Source organism: Cohnella nanjingensis, from assembly GCF_014212125.1.
GTDB classification, from domain to species: domain Bacteria; phylum Bacillota; class Bacilli; order Paenibacillales; family Paenibacillaceae; genus Cohnella; species Cohnella nanjingensis.
This window is the reverse complement of the sequence record NZ_JACJVP010000024.1, coordinates 75,624-94,890: the sequence shown is the minus strand read 5'-3', so window position 1 is coordinate 94,890 and position 19,267 is coordinate 75,624. Positions and strand designations below refer to the sequence as shown.

Genomic DNA, 19,267 nt, shown 5'->3' with positions numbered 1-19,267 from the left:
ATGCCTATCCCTTCACGGCCCCAAGTGTCAGCCCTTGCACGAAGTAGCGCTGAAGGAACGGATACAGCACGACGATCGGAGCCGACGCCAGCACGACGGTCGCCATCTGCGTCGAGACCGGCAGCGGAATCACCTCGCCGGCATTGAGCCGGGAGTAGATGTCGCTCTGCCCGATCAGCACCACTTGGCGGAGCAGAATCTGCAGCGGCCAGAGCGACGAATCGTTCAGATACAGAATGGCCGCGAAGTATTGGTTCCAATTGCCGACCGCATAGAACAGCGTAAAGGTAGCCAGCGACGGAACGGAGAGCGGCAGCACGATCCGGAAAAAGATGCCCAAATCGTTGCAGCCGTCGATCGTCGCGGATTCGATAATGCTCTCGTGGATCGATTCGAAGAACTCCCTCATCACGAGCATGTTGAACGCGGATACGGCCGACGGAATGACGAGCGCCCAGAGCGAATTCATCAGTCCCGTCGCTTTGACGACCAGATAGGTCGGAATCATGCCTCCGCTGAACAGCATCGTGAACAGGACCATGAACAGGATCATTCGCCTGCCGCTGAATCGCTGCCGCGAGCAGACGTAGGCGAGCAGCGTCGTGACGGCCAGGTTGACGATGGTGCCGACAACGGTAATCCAGACGGTATTCTTGAGAGACGAGAAGAAGACGCCGGTATTGAAAATATAACTGTAAGCCTTGAAGTCGAGATGCTTCGGCCACAAAATAAATTTGCCCGACACGATGTCCTGCAGCGAGGCCACCGACATCGCGACCACATTCACGATCGGCAGCGCGCACAGAAGGGTAAGCAGCGCAAGCAGCAGCGTATTCGCCGAATCGAACAAGCGGCTGGACATTTTGGATGTATTCACGGCAAATCCACCTTTGCGGACGACCGGGAAGATAGGGACGCTCCCCGCCCTCCCGATCGGAATGAAGTAAGGCGGCGCCTTACTTTCTGGCTTTCCAGGCTTCGTTCATCTCGGTCAGAATCTGGCTGCCGCCTCTGGACTTCCAGTCCGCGAACATTTGGTCCAAATAATCGATCGGCTTCTGGCCCGTAATGACCGTTACGAGGCCGTCGACGACGTTCTTCGTCAGCTCGGCCCCCTTCTCCGCGTTCGTGGCGGAGTAGAGACCGACGTCCTGCGAGGTGTACGGCTTGCCCTGCATGGCGACCGCGAACGAATTCTGCTTCAGCGCGGTCGTCTCCGGCGTGTCGGAGGAGAGCAGAATCCAGTCGCCTTCGTTGGCGTGGTTGGTCAGTTGGTACTGGTTCGGCCCTTCGGTCTTGCCGAGATCGGTGACCACCTTCTGGCCGTTCTCGACTTTGTAGTGAACGCCTTCCACGCCCCACTTGAAGAAGGTCGCTCCGTCGTCGCCGAGCTGATCGTCCAGCATGTGCAGCACTTTGTCCAGCTTGCCCGGGTCCTTCTCCAGCTCCTTGTTCAGCGCGAAGACGCCGAAGAAGCCCGCTCCCTTCACATAGCCGCCTTCCGAACCGTCCGGCGCCTTCAGCGGCGGAATCGCCACCACTTCAAACTTCGGATCGACCGCCCTCGCCTTCTCGAGACGTTCCTTATTGAAGGAGGTATACCCCCAGTTCCCCACGACGCCCGCCTTGCCCAGCAGGAAGTCGTCCTCGATCTGCGCGTCCTTCTTGATCGCGAAGTCGGGGGCGATCAGTCCATCCTTGTACAGCTTGGCCAAGTAGCCGACCGCTTCCTTGTTATTCGGCGCGAACTCGCCGGGCACGATGCCGCCCTTGCCGTCTTCGACCCAGCCGACGCTCGGACCGGCATGCATGGCCGCCATCAGCGAGATGAACGGGAAGCCGTTGCTGACGCCCGCCGCGAGACCATAGGTATCCTTCTTCCCGTTACCGTCCGGGTCTTTCTCGCTGAATGCCTTCATGACGTCGTACAGCTCGTCGTAGGTGGTCGGCACCTGAAGCCCGAGCTTATCGAGCCAGTCTTTGCGGAGGACAATCGTCGCTCCCGGAATGCCGCGCAGCCGCGGAACGCCGTAGACGTGGCCGTTGCTCTTCAACGTGTCCATGACATCCTTCGGCAGCTTGGCCAGGTTCGGGTACTTGGCGCTATCGTTCAGATAGGCGTCCAGCGGCAGGAATTGCCCGCTGTTGATCGAGCTGAAGTAAACGGCGTCCAGGTAAGGGAATAGCACCGCGTCCGGAACGTCGCCCGAGGCGAGCGTGACGCCCAGCTTGTTGTTATACTCGCCGGAAGCGACCGGAATGTAATTGTATTCGATATGGTAGCGGTCCTCGATCGCTTTCTTGCCGGTGCCGTTATCCGGGGGCGCCGCCCCGTACAGGATGCTCATCGCGCTGATCTTGTACTTCTTCTCCGTCGCTGCCGACGGCTTGCCGCTCGCATTCGCGGCGTTGGCGCCTGCTCCCTTGTCGCCGCAAGCCGTCAGCATCGCTCCCGTCAGCATGAGTGCTGTTGCAATCGTCAATCCTTTTCCGATTTTCATAGTGACCCGCCTCTCGCAATAGATGGAACTAGTTCATTCTAATAAACGCCTCTCTCGCCGAATGCCCGCGCCAGCCGGTTCGCCGTCACGATCAGCATCATGCCGACAAGCCCTTTCAACAATCCTACGGCCGTCGTGAAGCTGAAGTCTCCGTTGACGACGCCCATTCGGTACACATACGTATCCAGTACCTCCCCGACATCCGAGACGGACGCGTTCAGCATCAGGTAGATCTGCTCGAAGCCGACGTCCAGAACGGAGCCGAGTCGGAGGATGAACAGAATCAGAATCGTGGAGCGGATGCCGGGCAGCGTAATATGGAAGATCTGCCGCAGCCTTCCGGCCCCGTCCATCTTGGCCGCTTCGTACAGCTCCGGGGCGATCCCCGTCAGGGCGGCCAAGTAAATAATCGTGCCCCAGCCGGATTCTTTCCAGATGACCTGCAGAACGAGCATACCTCGGAAATTGTCCTTGTTCGAGAGAATGTTGATCGGATGAAGCCCCCAGGAAGCGAGCAAGTGATTGATCTGCCCGTCGCTCTGGAACAGCAGGTAGAAGATGCCGGCGACCACAACCCAGGATAAGAAGTGAGGCAGGTACAGCAGCGTCTGCGCGATCTTCTTGAATGCCGCGCTGCGGATCTCATGGAGCATGATGGCGATGAAGATCGGCACCGTAAAGGCGAACACGATCTGATAACAGCTGATGATCGCGGTGTTGATGAAGTATTTTCCGATCTCCGGCGTGTCGAAGATGCGCCTGAAGTTGTTCAGGCCTACCCAATCGCTGTGTAGGAATCCCTGAACCGGCTTGTATTTCTGAAAGGCAATGACGATCCCCATCAGCGGGACGTACTTATAGATGATAAAGTATAGCAAACCCGGCAGCGCCATCAGCCATAGGTACCGTTCCCTGATAAAGCGCTGCCGCCATCCGTCATGCCGTCTATCGATACGTGCGATCCGTGCTGCCATCCCGCATCCGAAGCTCCTCTCCTGTTTGTCATCGCGTCTCCCCCCTTTCGCCCTTATGATAGGCGGCGAATGCAACGCCCGGCAATCCACCGTTCTTGCAGCAAATAAAGCGTATGCCAAACCGCGCCGCCGCGGCGTTTTTCCGGGGCGTGCACTTTTTTTGCAAGCGCAGTCATGACTGGCAAAAAGGGTGTGCCGATTGTTCTCCAAGAACCGTTCCGGCTTATGTTATACTACAAGCGCCATCAAGCGAAGCTATGAAGGAGACTGAGTATGGATCATCGTCCGTGGCGTCGGCTGACGCGAATGCTGGCCCCCCTGGCTTCGGGATGGAAGCTGAAGAATCGGCTTCTCGTCTCCCTCATTCTGCTGTCCAGCATCCCAGTAGCCATCACGGCCATCGTGTCGTCGCTCATCAGCAACCGGATCATCGGCGACCAGACGGATCAGATGCACCAAGTGTTCCTCAATCAGGTCGAGAAGGAAATGAACGAGCAGTTCAAGAAGTTCGACGAGCTCATGCTGCAATACACGTACGCCAATTCGGCGCTCGGCCGGTTTACGCAAGAAGATCTGACCTATCAGAACTTCCGTCTGGTCAACGATCTGTACTCGGTGCTGACGAATTTGCGCAGCGGCATGGAAAACGTCGCGGAGATCGACTTCTACAGCATCCCCTACGGCAAGATCGTCACCTCCGGCGGCTCGCTGATACAGCCGAGCGAATTTCTCGACCCGGTCGCCCTGCGCACCTCGCTCACGCTGACCCAATACGGCGCCTGGATCGACACGCGCAATGAGATCAATGCGCGGTTGAAGCGGCCTGTCATCACCTTCATCCGGCCTACCTATCATGCGAGCTCGGAAGGGGTGAAGGGCGTCTTCATCGTCTACCTGGACGCCGTATCGTTAAGCGCCAAGCTCAAAGCGAACGAGATCGATCCCGCCGCCTACTTGGTGGTCAACCCGTCCGGATATGTGGTTATGCACTCCGAACCGGCCAAGGTGGGCAGCCGCATCGACTCTCCCGAATTGATGGCCCAGCTGGCGCAGGGAAGAAATCTGGCAAACAACGGGTTCACGTTTAATCTGGACGGCAAGCCCTCGTTGATCAATGCGGTCTATTCCGGCAACCGCGACTGGTACTACGTCTCGATTCTGCCGGTCGCGCTCGTTCATAGAGAGACCGATCAGCTGCGCGACTGGCTGCTCGGAGTCAGCATCGCCTTTATCGTCGTGGCCGTCGTCATCGCGATCCGGACGTCCCGGACGATCTATCGGCCGGTGCACAAGCTTACGCAGCGCGTATTCAAGCAGCAGAGCGGGACCGCGCTCAAGGATGAATTCCACTACATCGCGGATTACATTCAGAACATGGAAGAGAGCAACGATCTTCTGAAGAAAGACGTGGAGCTGTATCTCGCGCACGCCGAGCACTACAGCCTGATGAGCTTGCTGCTCGGCAACTTCAACGCAAGCGGCCGGGCCGTTCAGCTGGAGCCCTTCGGCGGCAATCCGATCGGGCTGTATCTAATCGAAGTCGATTCGCAGCAGATGGAGGCTCGCTATTCGCGGAACGATCAGTTCCTGTTCTACTTCGCCGTGGAGAACATCGCGAGCGAGATTATGCGCAAGCAAGGCGTCACGCGAATCATGATGATCCAGCCCGGCCTGTTCGCCGTACTGAATCAGCCGGAAGCGGCCGCCCCGCGCCTTGCCCGCGTCTACGCCGGCGAGCTGCTTCATGCCATTCAGACCTATCTGAAGCTGAATTGCGTCATCTCCGTCAGCTTCTCCGAATCCGGCCTGTCCGGCATCCACGACGCTTTCCTGCAAGCGAGACATGCGCTTCGGTACAGCTTTACGCTGGGAGCCAACAAGGTGATCATCAGCGACGAGCTGGACCCGGCCGTCTCCGGCCAGGCAGACGCGCTCGTCGAGCTGGAGAACTTGATTCTGCAATCGCTGCAGGACTTCCGGCACGAGGAGGCGATGGAGCGGTTCGACCAGTTGATTCAATGGCTGAGGGACGACATCACGCTCACCCCCGAGGCTCTCAAAACCTACTGCTCGCAGCTGCTGGGGGCGATGATCCACTCGGTGAACCAGCAGCCGAACGCGCTAATGGAGCCGGTCAACCGCCGACAGCTGACGATGGAGCTGGAGAAGCAGCGCAATCTGCGGGAGATCGCCGCTTTTTTCCGCAGGCACTTCTTCGACAAGCTGACGCCGCCGCAGTCGGAAAGAGCGCAGCCGGAGAAGCAGCAGGTCGAAGAGGTCGTCGCGTACATCCACGCGCATTATGACGAGGACATCTCGCTGCAGCTGTGCGCGGAGCTCGTCGGGCTTAGCGCGTCGCAGCTCAGCCGAGCGTTCAAGAAGACGATGGACATCAACTTCGTCGACTACGTCATCCAATACCGGATCGGCATCGCCAAAGAGCTGCTGGCCGATCCGAACCGCTCCATTCAGGCCGTCACGGAGAAGCTGCGGTATACGTCCGTCAACAGCTTTATCCGCATCTTCAAGAAGATTACCGGCACCACGCCCGGACATTATCGGAAGGACATCCGGGAGGATCTGTAGCTCTCGGCGACGCAATGTCATTCCGCGAACTGATGACAATTTCGCCGTATTATAGCCCTATCGAGTCATGCAAAAAAAAGAAAACAGACTTGGGTCCAGTAGCCGCTCCAACGTTAGCCGAGCCCCTCTACCGAGCCACAGACAGATGATATGTTCATCTTGTTTTGTTAAGTTTTATGGGTAAGCAACGCTAGAAGGAGTGAAACAAGTGAAAACTGTATTACGCATCATTATCTATCTCATCGTTTTTGTCGTCGTCGTAGGGGGGACAGGCGCGGCCGGGTTCATCCATACGATGAATGCTGGAATGTCGGTTTACGATAAAGCTCCCCCTGCACTGACGGATGTGCAGGTACCGAAATATGACGCAAACAAACCAACAGTAGCCGTGCTGCTGGCGAACGAAGTGACGGAAGTGTTCGATTTTCTCGTCCCGTACGAGATGTTTGCGATGACTGAAGCTTACAATGTATACGGCGCTGCCCCCGATCGCGAAATTAAATCGCTAACCGGCGGACTCGACGTCGTCCCGCATTATTCGTTTGACGAAATGGATGCGATGCTCGGCAAAAGCCCGGACATTATCGTCATTCCGTTTATGCCGATTTTGAACGAGAAAAAATATGCGCCTGTCCGTGATTGGATTCGGAAGCACTCTGGCGCCAAGACGACATTGATCTCCATTTGCAACGGAGCTGAAAACCTGGCGGATACCGGCTTGCTGAACGGCAAATCGGCCGCGACGCATTGGGGAGACATCAACCGGCTCATTAAAAAATATCCGGAAATCCGGTGGGTGAAAGATCGGCGTTACGTCCCGCAAGGCAATATCGTATCTTCTGCCGGTCTGACATCGGGGATCGACGCTACGCTGTACGTCATCTCCCAGCAGTTGGGCGAAGCAGCCGCGAAGAAAGTGGCGGAAGAGATGAACTATCCCTCTTACGATTACGTGGCAAACCCGCAAATGAAACCGTTCGTTGCCGGGTTGAGCGATATAACGTACGTACTGAACAACGCTTATCAATGGAACAAAGTAAAGGCGGGCGTGCTGCTATATAACGGCGCCGATGAACTGGATTTGTCCGCCGCGTTCGATACGTACGCCGCTTCCGGTACGACGACGACGTTGACCGTTTCCAGCGCGAACGAACCGATCGTAACGAAGCACGGCCTGAACCTAGTCGCGCGTTATCAGATAAAAAACGTGCCGAAGCTGGCGAAAATGATTGTCGTCGGTGCCGATGCCGAGTCTACTGCCGCCGAAGACATCAATCAATGGAAGAACAGCGGCAACGGCGCGAAACTGCTGTTCCTGCACCGCGACGCGGCGGATCGGTTTGCAATGGATCCCGCATTCGAGGATTTGGCCGGGCAGGAGGATATCCAGACGGCGAAATTTGCCGCCAAGCGGCTCGAATATCGCGCCACCGACCACCTGAAGCTGAAAGGCAGCTCCTTCTCTTTTGAAGCGTTTGGCGTACCGGTTTTGCTCGGCGTCCTGTCCTTGCTCATCGCTTTTCTCATCGATCGGCGCTTCATCCGCAGGAAAAAGGGATCGTCCGCGGATCTAAACGTATCGAGGTAGTATCGGATAAAGGTTATGCTCACCTTAACAACCCGTAAGGTGGGCATACTTTTTATAGGTTTCCCGGTTATCGGATACTCGTTAGTCACAAGCCGGGATCTGGATTCCCTCGAAGCGTTACTGTCCAACTATACTCAACTTCGATGATATGGAATAACGTCTTGAGGATCCCGCCGTGGCCGCCTATCCGGGTCTTAAGCAACTCTTCCTCATTTCATTTTACGAGCTTGCGTAGATCTTCTTCCACTCCCCCCAAGCCTGCAAGTACTGGGGAAAATCTTCTGGATGAAAGCGCAGGCATGTCGATATCCTTCTATATAGTTCAAGGATCATGTCCCGGGACAACAACCTAATGTCGACTTCTCTCTCTTCCTCTGCCCGTTGAACTGCATGAAGCAATATGGGAAGGGTAAGCTCATCCGGAGACGAGCAGAAGGCATACAACAAGTCGTACCGTTTGCATCCAATGACCGGAATAGGATCGATGACCCCTGCCAACCCATCGTCGGTGAAAAGAAAGTTGTGGACGCCGAAATCGCCGTGCAGCACATAGAGGTCTCCGCGGTCAGTGACGTCAGAACGCTCACGACTTAACGCCGCAACCAAACTGTGATCTTCCTCGCTGAGCTGCCCGTCGATAAATGACGCCGCATACCGAATCGAATCCTCCGTATGTTCGGTTGTCTCAACCGACTTGTATGCGTCGTACGACTCCGGGTGGACATAGTGGGCAAGAATCCCGTCCACAAGCGCTGTCATTAACTTTCTCTTATTCCCGCGGACATAGCGCGTGCTGCCCGGAATAAAATCATAAACGAAATAGCGAAGTGCCGGGTCAACGTAAAGGACCGTAGGTAGAAGCCCAATGTCCGGATACAGGGAAAGGAATCGTGTCTCATTCTCTATCAGTTCTTTTGTATTCGCCTTCAGCACATACAAATGAGGACGATCTTCCGTACCGAGGACTCCGACCGTGCTTTGCGTACCGCCCTTCAGCTCTCTCCAAACAGAAACCGGCTGTGGAAGGAACCCCAGCTCTATTACTTCATTGATCAATGCTTGCAACATATCGATACTCCTTCCTCCGTAAATAAATAAAAGTATCTGATAAAAATCAGATACTTTGCCCAGGCGTACTCTTCATTCTCCCCATATATAAATGGGTTGTTGATCAATTTCGTACCCTGATATCGCCGCTTCATTTAACAATTGCTCTGCATATATTCTATCTTCAACAAACAATTTAATCAACTCCATGGAAACTTATGGCGCTCTAGCAATCCTTAAGCGGAATGGAAAATTCAACATAAAAAGGATGAAGTTCTTCATTCAAGCAAAGCTCAATTCTTTGCTTAAAATTTCCCCAATTTACAATCTCTAATGCTGTTTCGATTGGAAAAAATCCTACTTCTAAAGACTCAGGGGTAGTTGTTAATTCTCCTCCGACTGGTCTGCCTAAAAATAAAGTGTTACAAATACTACTACTTACATTTTGAAAAACACCACAAAACTTTGTCACTTCTATATCTATACCGCTCTCTTCCTTTGTTTCCCTTATCGCTGCATCTCTCAATGATTCACCTTCTTCAACCTGCCCTCCAGGCATTTCCCATCCTCGTTTAGGTCCTTTTATCAATAATATTTCGTTACGCTCATTAACTACAATTGTTGCCGCAGAAACTATATGTTTTGGTGCCACTTCATCGTCCTCCCCTTTTTAAATTAACAACACTAGATTACCACTAATTTCCTATTTCTGCACACTCCCGTTAGCCATCCATGCCGCCGGCGGCACCATAAATCATGGAAGAAATATCGTTCTTCCATGGGAGCTTAATTATTGGTTACAAAATATAGTAATTAGACCGGATTTTTCTTTGAACTGGAATGTAAATAACGCTGAACTATCGAGACCTGTTAGTTTGCGTGAGGAAACTAAATCATATTGAGGGAGCTTAACACAGGTGCTAATAATTAGTCTTGAAGTTTACCGTCTAGCACGATGGCTAAATCGTCTAGTGTCTCCTTAACGTCGGCACCTTCGAACACAATACGGGCCAAAGCAGGATTCACATAATGGTCCAACAATTCAAACAAGGCGATGTTCCCTGCTGAGACCGGAAGTTGTGCACTATTCGCAAGTTCCGCCAGTATGGCATTGCGCAAGGGGTCACTGTCATGCCCTACCTCCGAATATACGGAGCGAAGAGGTGCGATTGATCCTTCCGTCACAAGCCGGGTCAACTCATTGTTGGTACAGGTCAATTCACAAAGGAGAGACCAGGCCAGTTCAGGGTTAACGGTTTTGGACGAAATTCCGAAACCGCAAACCCACGGCTCGTTCACCCTATGTCCTTCGTTAAATAGCGGCAATCCCGCTACACCGAGATCTTCCTTCAGATGAGGTTGGAATTCATGCAGCATATTATAGTAATCAAGAATCATCCCCGCTTCGTTTCGAAGCAAGTCGCTGTTTAAGAAATACTCTTGGGTTGCCCATGCAACTTGGTGCTTGCGGACAAGATCAACTGCCCAATTCACAGCTTGCACAGATTTCACACTGTTTGTATACCCAGAGGCTCTATTTCTATCAGGGGACAACCAATCTGTGCCAGCGGTGAGCAGTAGAAGACCAATATACTCACGATGAAACGAGATTCGGGCCGCAAAACGTTCTTCTCCTTCGTGCACATTCGCACGCTGCAGACGAACTGCTATCTCCTCAAAATCATTCCAAGTCCAACCTTCTACTGGATAAGGAATACCGGCCTTGTCAAACCATTGCTTGTTATAGAAAATACCTTTCATGCTGGCGCTAAGCGGAAGCACGGCAACTCGTCCTTCAGTCTCTACCAAGCGGAAGATCGAAGGGTGAAACAAACTTTTCAACTCGTGGTTCTGTCCCAGCCATATCTTCAGATCAAGCAATAGTCCATTCTTGCTGCAATCGACAATGTCTCCGTTAAACAACTGTACAAGATCGGCATCGGATTCCCCATTGTAAAGGGCTGTAAGGATCTCGCCGTTAGGAACAACCTTAACTATTATTTTTACTCCAGGGTTCAATGCTTCGAAGCGGCGCGCAATCTCTTCCACAGACTCTTTTTGCCACGGTTCGTCGAGATGCACGACTAGTTGCATTAATGCATCATCTCCTTGTCACATTCTATATTCTTTATGAAAAGTTAGTTTCCTTTTTCTGTATTAATAAATTCTGCCCGGTAGCTCAAAACCGCATCAGAAACTTTTCAGACTTATATCCTATTCGTGACCCAGTACCAGCCCTCTTCGTAAGTTAAGTGCTCCCATACGTGCTCAGCCAATAGTGCATCAACTCTCTCCGGTTCAAATAACCTGCTCCAACTTTCTTTAGAAAGTAGATTCAACTCATCCTCTTGTGTACTGAGCCACCCGTCATAGCATAAAAAATGGTATATTATTTTTGGGGTTAATAGCGCAGAGTGTTCGTGTTCGATATGTGTTATTAGGATAACGCGCAAGTCGGTATATACGTTTTGGCTCCTATTATTTATTTTTGGGGAGGGCGTCGGCATGGATAAGAATTCTGTTTATAAAACAAATATTATAGGAGCTGGCGAGGTTGGCTGCGCCATCTCGGTCGACATGGACAAAAACTCTGTTTATAAAACAAACAGCTTCTATTGGGATACAAAAGGAAATGACTTCTTAGGAGCAATTGTGCTTCCTTTTTATGGAGCATTTGTCTCAGAAGAAAAATGCCAGCTTTTTGGCGATGTCTCAGGGAAAAAGATGCTAGAGATAGGCTGTGGAAACGGTCAATCCTTGCAGTATCATGGGGAACGCAAAGCATCTGAACTATGGGCTGTGGATATATCAGAAAAACAAATCGAAAAGGCAACGCAACATTTGAAGGCATGCGGTCATTCAGCAAAATTGATCTGTTCCCCCATGGAAGAAGAATGCGGCATACCAGTGGATTATTTTGACTTTGTTTATTCGATTTATGCCATAGGCTGGACCACCGACCTTGAGGGTACTTTTTGCCGGATCGCTTCTTACCTTAAAAAAGACGGTGTTTTTATTTTCAGTTGGTCTCACCCTATACACAAATGTGTTGTTGCAGAAAATAATATGCTTGCTTTTAAAAAATGTTATTTCGATGAATCTTGGTATTCGGTATCTCTTGAAGAAGGTGCGCTAACATTATCGGACCGTAAATTATCAACCTATGTGAATGCGTTGGCAAAAGCGGGATTTGTAATTGAGCAAATGATTGAGCAATCTGATGATGAGATTATGCAATCGCGGGATGATAACAGCGATTTTGCAAAAAAAGCAAAGATGCTTCCTGTAACTTTTGTAGTCAAAGCAAGAAAACTATAGAATCCGATAGCTTAATCATGAATAGCAAATTTATAATACATCGCCATTCAAATTCAACATAAGGTCTCTTGCTGACGTTGTATCCGTGCTTGAAAACCAAACAGCCCCCACCTAGCGATGGGGGTTTGCGACTGAAGGACCATTTCATTTCTTGTGTGTTCTCCAAAAAATTTGCGTCATTTGTGATAAGGTTCCCCGGAACGTCGGATCTCTTCCTCAAACCTTTCGTACGCGGCGTTCTTCACTCGCTTCAAGGTCCCGTCAGCTTGCTGCTCCAACGTGACCAATCCGAAAGTGACGATATTCTCCACTAGCGTCCGGTCGTTGTTTCGATAAGGCCAGTCCACCATATCGAGGAATGGAAACCAAGTCACGCCGATCAGATCGACGCCCCCGTCCACTATTTTCCTGCAGGAGACGAATAACTCCTCCATCCAGTCGATGCGTTGCTCGACGGTTCCTTTGTAGCTCGTTTCTGTTATGAAAACAGGCTTCTTATAGCGCCTGTAAATATCTTCGGCGATTTGGACCAAATGCTCGCCGGTCCCGGGAATGACCGAAGGAACGAGCTCCTGATCCAACGTTTCCCGTGTAATCTCGTTAACGGAAAATTGCGGGTAATAATTAATGCCTACGATGTCAAGCTCCACCGCGCGCTCCCGATACCAGGAGAAGTCTTCTTCTGTCACGCCATGATCGATAAGCCAAGCATAAAGCGGATGATCCTCACCGACAAATCCTTGAATCAGCTCCCACATCATGTAACGGATCTCATTCCATAAGGCGGTTTCTTTCGTAAGCGATGGATCGTTCGTTAGGAACAGCTTTGACGCTTCCACATGCACGAACAGCGCATCGCTTCGTTGTTTCCGAACCGCCTCCATCGTAAGAATGATCCCTTTGGACAACTGCTTCATCATTTGCACGAATCCCAAATGACCCTTCATATAGGGCGGCCAAGTGCCCGTCCAGCCGGACCACTCCGCATTAATGTACGGCTCGTTAAGCGGAGTATAGTAGCGGACAAGCTCTCCGTACCGCTCGGCGAAAGCTGAGGCGTACGATGCGACCCGTTCGGGATATTGTCCGTTCATGAATTCGTTCTTGAGCCAACTCGGAGTCCCGTAATGCATCAGATCGATAATCGGCGTCATTTCAGGATGCAAGGCAAAATCCTTCATCACCGGATCCACCCACGACCAGTCGAAAACGTCAGGCTCCGGTTCCACTTTATACCACGGAATGCCGTAACGGATCATCGTTGCGCCGGTAGCGCGGGCAGCGTCTAAGTCTTCTTTCCAGAATCGGTAGTGCTGCGTCAGCTCGTATTCATCCAGCGGTCTCTCTTGTCTGTTCGTTTGACCGATAAACGTATCCTCTATACCAAGCGCCCATATCCATGATTCTTTCTCTCTCATCGGGTCCACTCCTATTTATTTAATTCCGGTAAAGGCTATACCCTGAATGAAATATTTTTGAGCCATCAGGAAAGCGATAACCAGCGGAGCCAACGCCAACGACGCTCCGGCAGTTAACACGCCGTATTCGACCACATGCTGTCCCATGAACAACGCCAATCCCGCAGGCAGCGTCCGAAGGGTATCGTTATTGGTCATAATTAGGGGCCACAGCAGATCGTTCCAGTTGTACATCACATGGAACAACGCCAAGCTAGCCAGCGCAGGCTTGGCAAGCGGCAAAATAATGTTCCAGTATATTCGGAATTCGGAGCAGCCGTCGATTCTAGCCGATTCGTCCAGCTCTTTGGGAAGTCCGATAAAAAATTGGCGAAGCATGAAAATGCCGAATGCGTTCGTTGCGCGTGGCAGAATGAGACCGATCCAAGTGTTGACCCAACCGAATTTGTTCAGCATGATGAACAGCGGAATCATCGTAACTTGAACCGGAATCATCAGAGCAACAAGAACTAACACAAACAATAGGTTTCTTCCACGGAATTGAAGTCTGCCAAACGCATACGCAGCCAACGAATCGAGCAGCAACGACACTAAGGTTACGCCGCCTGCGAACAAAACCGTATTCTTAAAAAATTGCATAAACGGGATCCGATTCCATACATCCTGATATGCAGACAAAGTAAACGTGTCCGGCCACAGCGTCGGAGGGAAACGAACGATTTCGTTTTCCGGCTTCAAGGAAGTCAGCACCATCCATAAGAACGGGAATGCTATTGCGACTGCTGCAAGAAAAAGGAGAACGTACGAAACCGATCTGCCAGCAACTTGCCTCATTTATTTCACCCTCTAGTTTGTTTCATTAAATTTGAATATTCGTAGTTGCAATAACGTAATAAGAAGCACGACTACGAACAACAACGCGGATGCACTGGATGCATAACCCATATCCAGCTCCTCGAAGCCATAATGATAGATGAAATAAACGATTGTTTCCGTCTTGAACACCGGACCTCCCCGAGTCATGACGTACACCTGGTCGAATACTTGGAAGGAGGAAATGACCGATATAATGACGACGAATAGCAGCGTATGACGCAGCATTGGCAACGTTACGCTCCAGAACCTTCTGACAGGGCCTGCCCCGTCCAGCTTGGATGCCTCGTATACCGATTCCGGGATTTCCTGTAGCCCGGCGAGAAATATAACCATATTAAAGCCGATATTCTTCCAGACAGCGACCATGATAACAGCCGGCATTGCCCAATCGGGATTTCGCAGCCAATCTTTAACCGGGATGCCCCATTCATGCAGGTAATACGAAAGCAGCCCGATGTCAGGATCGAGCAAAAAGCTCCAAATAATCGCTATGACAGCAAAAGATGAAATAACGGGCAAAAAGTAGATTGCTTTGAAAAACGTCATCCCGCGAAGCGGCAATTTGATCAGAACAGCTAATAATAGTGAAAGCACGATTCCTATTGGAACGGACAGCAGCGTATAATAGCCGGTCTGATAGACGGAATTCCAAAACCTCTCATCTTGCATGAGCATCCGATAGTTATCCAATCCGACGAACGGGTGCACAACGTCGAATAAGTTCCAATTATAAAAGCTTAAAATGAATGAATTTATAATCGGCCAAAACACAAACAATCCCAAGACGAGAAAAGAAGGCAGCAGGAAATAGAGCGCCGTCTTTTCCTGCCCGAGAAGCCATTTCCCCCGCTTTGTATGCATGGGTTTCCCTCATTTCTGAATGGAGCCGAGCCCTACAGGCTGGCTCCATTCCACTCAAATTCGAATGCTTACTTTCCCGATAGCAGCCCGAGCAATGTTTTGTCCGCATTCTGCAGCGTTTCTTCGACATTCTTTTTATTTATCGTCATGAATTGAATGGCGGGAACAATCGCTTCATCGTTAATTTTTGCGTAATTTTCAAGTCCGGATAAGTAAAACCGGGCGCTTGAAGAAGTGGCGGCAAACTTCGATACGAAGGCGTTCTCCTTGAGTTTCTCGTTATCGAGCATATCGGATCGCGTAGGCGGGAAGCCGCTGTTCAACGATAAGTACTCCTGTGACTCCTTGCTATTCCAGAACTTCATGAATGCCAGGATTTCGGCTTTATGCTTTGTATTCCTTCCAGCTACTAGAGCTACAGAATCAGCCAGCGTAGCCGGCCCCCCCGGTCCGACCGGAATTGGGGCCACATCGTAGTTCAGGCCTGCGGCAGTGTAGCCCGCCGTCATCCAAGGACCGTTCATTTCCATCGCTGCTTTGCCGGACTGAAATAATTTATCCGCTTCAGCGCCTGTCAGTCCGGTAGGCGTTATTCCTTTATTGTTAACGAGATCGGACCATACTTTAAATGCCTCGACCGTCTTCGGATCGAGCATCTTGCTTTGCCCTTCGGCTACGAAGTCTCCGCCGTTGCCCCATACGAGGATTGGCCACATTGGAATCGTGGCATGATCTGCAAGCACAAGCCCGTACTGCTTGTCATTCCCGGACGTCTTTGTCGTCTGCACGATGGCATTCTGCCACTCAGCCCAGGTCGTTGGCGGCTTCTCCGGATCAAGTCCAGCGGCTTTGAATAAATCTTTATTGTAATACAGCATTAGCGTCGCGAAGTTCGCAGGTGCAGCATACCACTTGCCTTCGTATTTCAACACTTTCGTAAGCCCCTGCGGGAACATTTCTTCCTTCAGATCACCTTTATAGAGTTCATCGAGCGGAAGAATCAGATTCGATTTGGCGTACTTTGGAATCAAAGAGTAGCTGAATGCTGCCATATCAGGTCCTTCCCCTGTCACCCAAGAGGTAGGAAGCTTGGCCAGCAGCGTATCCCATGGCGTAATGTCCATCTTAATGTGAATGTTAGGTTGAGAATCGTTGAACTTTTGTACTAGAGCTTCATAAGCCGGACGGTCTGGACCCGTAAATCCGTTCCAAAAGGTCAGTTCGACCTTCTCCCCGGTAACGGCGCTTGCTTCCGAGTCCGGCGAGCTTCCGGCGTTGCCTTTATTGTTCGAGCCGTTGCCGCAAGCCGCTGTTAATAATGCGATCATTGACAAAATAAGTGCGAGTGCTGTCATTTTCCCATAACCCTTAATTTTCATGTTATGACCTCCCCATTTCAACTAAACTTCCCATAGTGCCATTTCTTTACCCCAATTAACAATTCTATGGCTTAGAGAGGCTATCACCTCCTTAATTAAATCGATTTAAATATTGAGTAAAAAATTACGGAAGATCTTTTTTACCCTCCGCAAGATTCCCTGATCATTAATTTCGTTTGCAGAACCGTTTTCTTCTCGATGTCCTCTCGCCCATTCAAAACACCAAGTAATTTCTGTGCCGCAAGGATACCCGTTTGCTTCATGGGCTGGTGTACTGTCGTTAACGTCGGATGAAACATACTGGCCATATCGATATCGTCGAACCCCACTACCGAGATTTGTTCCGGAACCTTAATCCCTCTCTCCAACAATTGCTTCATCGCCCCAATGGCCATCAAGTCGTTGCCCGCGAATAAAGCATCGAAAGGGATCTGGCGATCAAGCAGTTCTGTCACCCCTTCATATCCCGCATTCACGGACAAATCTTTCTCGATGACGAGCTCCTCGTTGACAGGCACCTGATTCTGTTGATGGGCGAGCCGATAGCCTTCCAACCGATCTCGCCCGACTTGGTGGTTCAAGGGACCTGTGAAGTGGACAATCTTACGCCTCCCAAGCTTCAGCAGGTGATCCGTAGCAGAGAAGGCTCCCATTACATCGTCTCTCTCGACGGTATAGATGTCATTGTTAGTCCAAGGCCCAAGGTACACGACCGGAAAACCGGAGTCGACCAATCGCAGGAAATTCCGATCAAACAACGAGGCTGACGATACGATAACACCGTCGGCTCTCCGGTTTCGAAGAACTTTCTCGTACGCGGATTGCTCGTCATTCTCTTCCGCAGTCGTGGATAGAAGCAAGTTGTATCCGTTTTCGTTTAGCACTTCCGTAATCCCTTCTAAAAGCTTGGCAAAATAGGGATGAGAAAATACGTGCTGAGACGTGTGCGGGATGACTAGCGCGATCGTCTCCGTCTTCTGGGATCGCAGGCTTCTACCTATCTCATTGGGGATATAGCGTAGCTTATCCGCCGCTTCTCTAACAAGTTTGCGCGTCTTAATATTGACGCGAGGATCATTTCCGAGAGCCAATGAAACCGTTGCAGGAGATACCCCAGCCAACCTAGCGACATCCTTCATCGTCGTATGACCGTTGCCACTGCTCATAATAAAATCACCTTTTAAATCGATTTAATTTATTAACCTTAAGATAACACCGCTTTCATTCGCCGTCAACATTATTCTTGTTCCCCCCGATTAATCCGCATCGCCCGGTAAAAGCACCTTCGGTTCCCCGCGCTGTCTGTAACGGCAAGTTTTAGGGCCATCCGTTACCGGACGGCCCTTTCATCATCCATATTCATGATCCAAGGGATGATTATCCGAAAACAAATCCGGATTGTCCCTGAGCATTTCAGTGATGACTTTCGCCACCGCGGCCGCGTCGCAAACCCTTACAACCGCATCGCCAAGCCATCCCTTATGCATCGCGCCTTTCCTTTCAAGGACCTCGTCTACCTTCCAAAAATGGTCCGACCACGACAACCCGCAATGTCTGCGGGAAGGTACGGGGATCTCTGTCCCATCGGGTAAAACCGTGTAAAGCATCTCATGATCATCCGTTAACCTGCCCGGGATGTCCACCCATTCTTCGATTCCATGAATGAAAGTGTTACGCGTCAAATCTACCCCTACTAACAAGATGGTCGCCCTTCGGTCGAGCAGCTTCCCCCAGGCGGAACCTCTAGCGCATGGAGTATCGAAACGATGATCGTCGTTTGTGAACGCTAATGAATCCCGACCTAATGCCGCCACCGAATGAGTGGGATGCAGCGAACGCGCCACGCCGGGCCGTTTGCGAAAAAGTTCGGGTAGGATCCCGACGCAGGAAGGTGACTCATCCACGTAAAATCTCGGGTTATCCGCATTGATGTAGGACCACGTATGGGTGGGCAACACCAGCAGCCCATCCTTCATATATTCCGTAAACGCATTCAAAATTGTATCCGCGCCACCCTCGACTAGCCCCATGCTTTTCATAGAAGAATGGACCAACAACGTCCCTTTGCCGTCAATGTCCAGCTGCTCTAATTGCTTCATTAAGCTCTCTATCGTGTGCATGTTCTTTCCCCCCCCTCCTCATTATATCTTCTGTAGGCGAAATGGAAAGAACACCCGAGCGGGTGTCCTTCCATTGTATCTGCGAACGTTTACTCAAAGCGGTGCCGTCACCCCCAATTTCGCCCAACCTTCCTTCGAAGGCCCATATACCGCAGGGATAGGCAATCCCGCTTGGCGCATCAGAACCGTAACCTGACCCCGATGATGAACGATGTGTTTGATCAATCCCATAAAAATCGTAGCGTTCGACTCCATTCTTCCGAATGAATTTTGGATTTGCTTCAACGTATCGTCTGTCCATTGCTCTTGAAGAGCGTTCGCTACATGAGCGCTTACCGTTTTAAAGGTTTCCGCGATTTCCTTTGCAGACGGTACTTCGTTCGGATTTGGCACTTTGGCTATCGAGACTCCAAATTCCGTGAGATAATCCGGGATATTCGCAACAAAATGCCACGCAATCCTTCCTAACGTGCGCCCTTCCGGATAGACCTGCCGCAAGAGCGATTCATCTGTCAAGCCGTCTAACACCTTCTGGGTTAATGCGGCTTCATTCTTCCATTCGGCGATAAAATCCCCGACTGTCCTATACATCTTTTCAT

General features: G+C 51.0%; 16 protein-coding genes and 1 pseudogene. 3 read left to right on the top strand and 14 right to left on the bottom strand.

Annotated elements, in window-relative coordinates; all coding sequences use genetic code 11:
* Window positions 1-4: 4 nt before the first annotated feature.
* The 3 genes from H7C19_RS14330 to H7C19_RS14320 form a co-directional block, all read right to left on the bottom strand.
* On the bottom strand, window positions 5-877 hold the full coding sequence (locus H7C19_RS14330; RefSeq protein ID WP_313731647.1) for a carbohydrate ABC transporter permease: 873 nt from the start codon (window positions 875-877) through the stop codon (window positions 5-7).
* 79 nt (window positions 878-956) lie between these two features.
* Window positions 957-2,501: an extracellular solute-binding protein gene (locus H7C19_RS14325; RefSeq protein WP_185143344.1), complete on the bottom strand. Its 1,545-nt coding sequence runs from the start codon at window positions 2,499-2,501 to the stop codon at window positions 957-959.
* Between the two features lie 38 nt (window positions 2,502-2,539).
* Complete coding sequence (locus H7C19_RS14320) at window positions 2,540-3,475, bottom strand: ABC transporter permease (protein ID WP_185143343.1); 936 nt, start codon at window positions 3,473-3,475, stop codon at window positions 2,540-2,542.
* Window positions 3,476-3,748: 273 nt separating this feature from the next.
* Between H7C19_RS14320 and H7C19_RS14315 the strand changes: the two genes are divergently transcribed.
* Window positions 3,749-6,061: an AraC family transcriptional regulator gene (locus H7C19_RS14315; protein ID WP_185143342.1), complete on the top strand. Its 2,313-nt coding sequence runs from the start codon at window positions 3,749-3,751 to the stop codon at window positions 6,059-6,061.
* 208 nt (window positions 6,062-6,269) lie between these two features.
* A complete protein-coding gene (locus H7C19_RS14310) occupies window positions 6,270-7,649 on the top strand; it encodes a DJ-1/PfpI family protein (protein ID WP_185143341.1) in 1,380 nt (459 codons plus the stop codon).
* Window positions 7,650-7,746: 97 nt separating this feature from the next.
* On the opposite strand, the pseudogene H7C19_RS34785 reads toward H7C19_RS14310, so the two are convergent.
* From H7C19_RS34785 to H7C19_RS14295, 4 genes and pseudogenes are all read right to left on the bottom strand, one after another.
* A pseudogene (locus H7C19_RS34785) lies at window positions 7,747-7,860 on the bottom strand (DinB family protein); the annotation flags it as partial.
* Window positions 7,861-7,868: 8 nt separating this feature from the next.
* Window positions 7,869-8,717 (bottom strand): phosphotransferase, encoded by an 849-nt coding sequence (locus H7C19_RS14305; RefSeq protein WP_185143340.1) that lies wholly within the window; start codon window positions 8,715-8,717, stop codon window positions 7,869-7,871.
* A 205-nt stretch (window positions 8,718-8,922) separates the two neighbouring features.
* Window positions 8,923-9,348 carry an NUDIX hydrolase gene (locus H7C19_RS14300; RefSeq protein WP_185143339.1) on the bottom strand — a complete coding sequence of 142 codons (426 nt, stop codon included), beginning with the start codon at window positions 9,346-9,348 and terminating at the stop codon, window positions 8,923-8,925.
* A gap of 275 nt (window positions 9,349-9,623) precedes the next feature.
* Complete coding sequence (locus H7C19_RS14295) at window positions 9,624-10,790, bottom strand: ABC transporter substrate-binding protein (protein WP_185143338.1); 1,167 nt, start codon at window positions 10,788-10,790, stop codon at window positions 9,624-9,626.
* Between the two features lie 411 nt (window positions 10,791-11,201).
* Here H7C19_RS14295 and H7C19_RS14290 point away from each other — a divergent pair, with 411 nt between their 5' ends.
* The gene (locus H7C19_RS14290; RefSeq protein WP_185143337.1) at window positions 11,202-12,014 is read left to right on the top strand and encodes a class I SAM-dependent methyltransferase; all 813 of its coding nucleotides are present in this window, start codon (window positions 11,202-11,204) and stop codon (window positions 12,012-12,014) included.
* A 176-nt stretch (window positions 12,015-12,190) separates the two neighbouring features.
* Here H7C19_RS14290 and H7C19_RS14285 read toward each other — a convergent pair whose 3' ends face one another.
* From H7C19_RS14285 to H7C19_RS14255, 7 genes are all read right to left on the bottom strand, one after another.
* Complete coding sequence (locus H7C19_RS14285) at window positions 12,191-13,432, bottom strand: family 1 glycosylhydrolase (RefSeq protein WP_185143336.1); 1,242 nt, start codon at window positions 13,430-13,432, stop codon at window positions 12,191-12,193.
* Between the two features lie 15 nt (window positions 13,433-13,447).
* Window positions 13,448-14,266 (bottom strand): carbohydrate ABC transporter permease, encoded by an 819-nt coding sequence (locus tag H7C19_RS14280; protein WP_185143335.1) that lies wholly within the window; start codon window positions 14,264-14,266, stop codon window positions 13,448-13,450.
* 12 nt (window positions 14,267-14,278) lie between these two features.
* On the bottom strand, window positions 14,279-15,169 hold the full coding sequence (locus tag H7C19_RS14275; protein ID WP_185143334.1) for a carbohydrate ABC transporter permease: 891 nt from the start codon (window positions 15,167-15,169) through the stop codon (window positions 14,279-14,281).
* A gap of 68 nt (window positions 15,170-15,237) precedes the next feature.
* Window positions 15,238-16,548, bottom strand: a complete 1,311-nt coding sequence (locus H7C19_RS14270) for an ABC transporter substrate-binding protein (protein WP_185143333.1) — start codon at window positions 16,546-16,548, stop codon at window positions 15,238-15,240.
* Between the two features lie 140 nt (window positions 16,549-16,688).
* Window positions 16,689-17,714 carry a LacI family DNA-binding transcriptional regulator gene (locus H7C19_RS14265; RefSeq protein ID WP_185143332.1) on the bottom strand — a complete coding sequence of 342 codons (1,026 nt, stop codon included), beginning with the start codon at window positions 17,712-17,714 and terminating at the stop codon, window positions 16,689-16,691.
* Between the two features lie 183 nt (window positions 17,715-17,897).
* The gene (locus H7C19_RS14260; RefSeq protein WP_185143331.1) at window positions 17,898-18,668 is read right to left on the bottom strand and encodes an AAC(3) family N-acetyltransferase; all 771 of its coding nucleotides are present in this window, start codon (window positions 18,666-18,668) and stop codon (window positions 17,898-17,900) included.
* A gap of 93 nt (window positions 18,669-18,761) precedes the next feature.
* A complete protein-coding gene (locus H7C19_RS14255; protein WP_185143330.1) occupies window positions 18,762-19,259 on the bottom strand; it encodes a DinB family protein in 498 nt (165 codons plus the stop codon).
* Window positions 19,260-19,267: the final 8 nt, after the last annotated feature.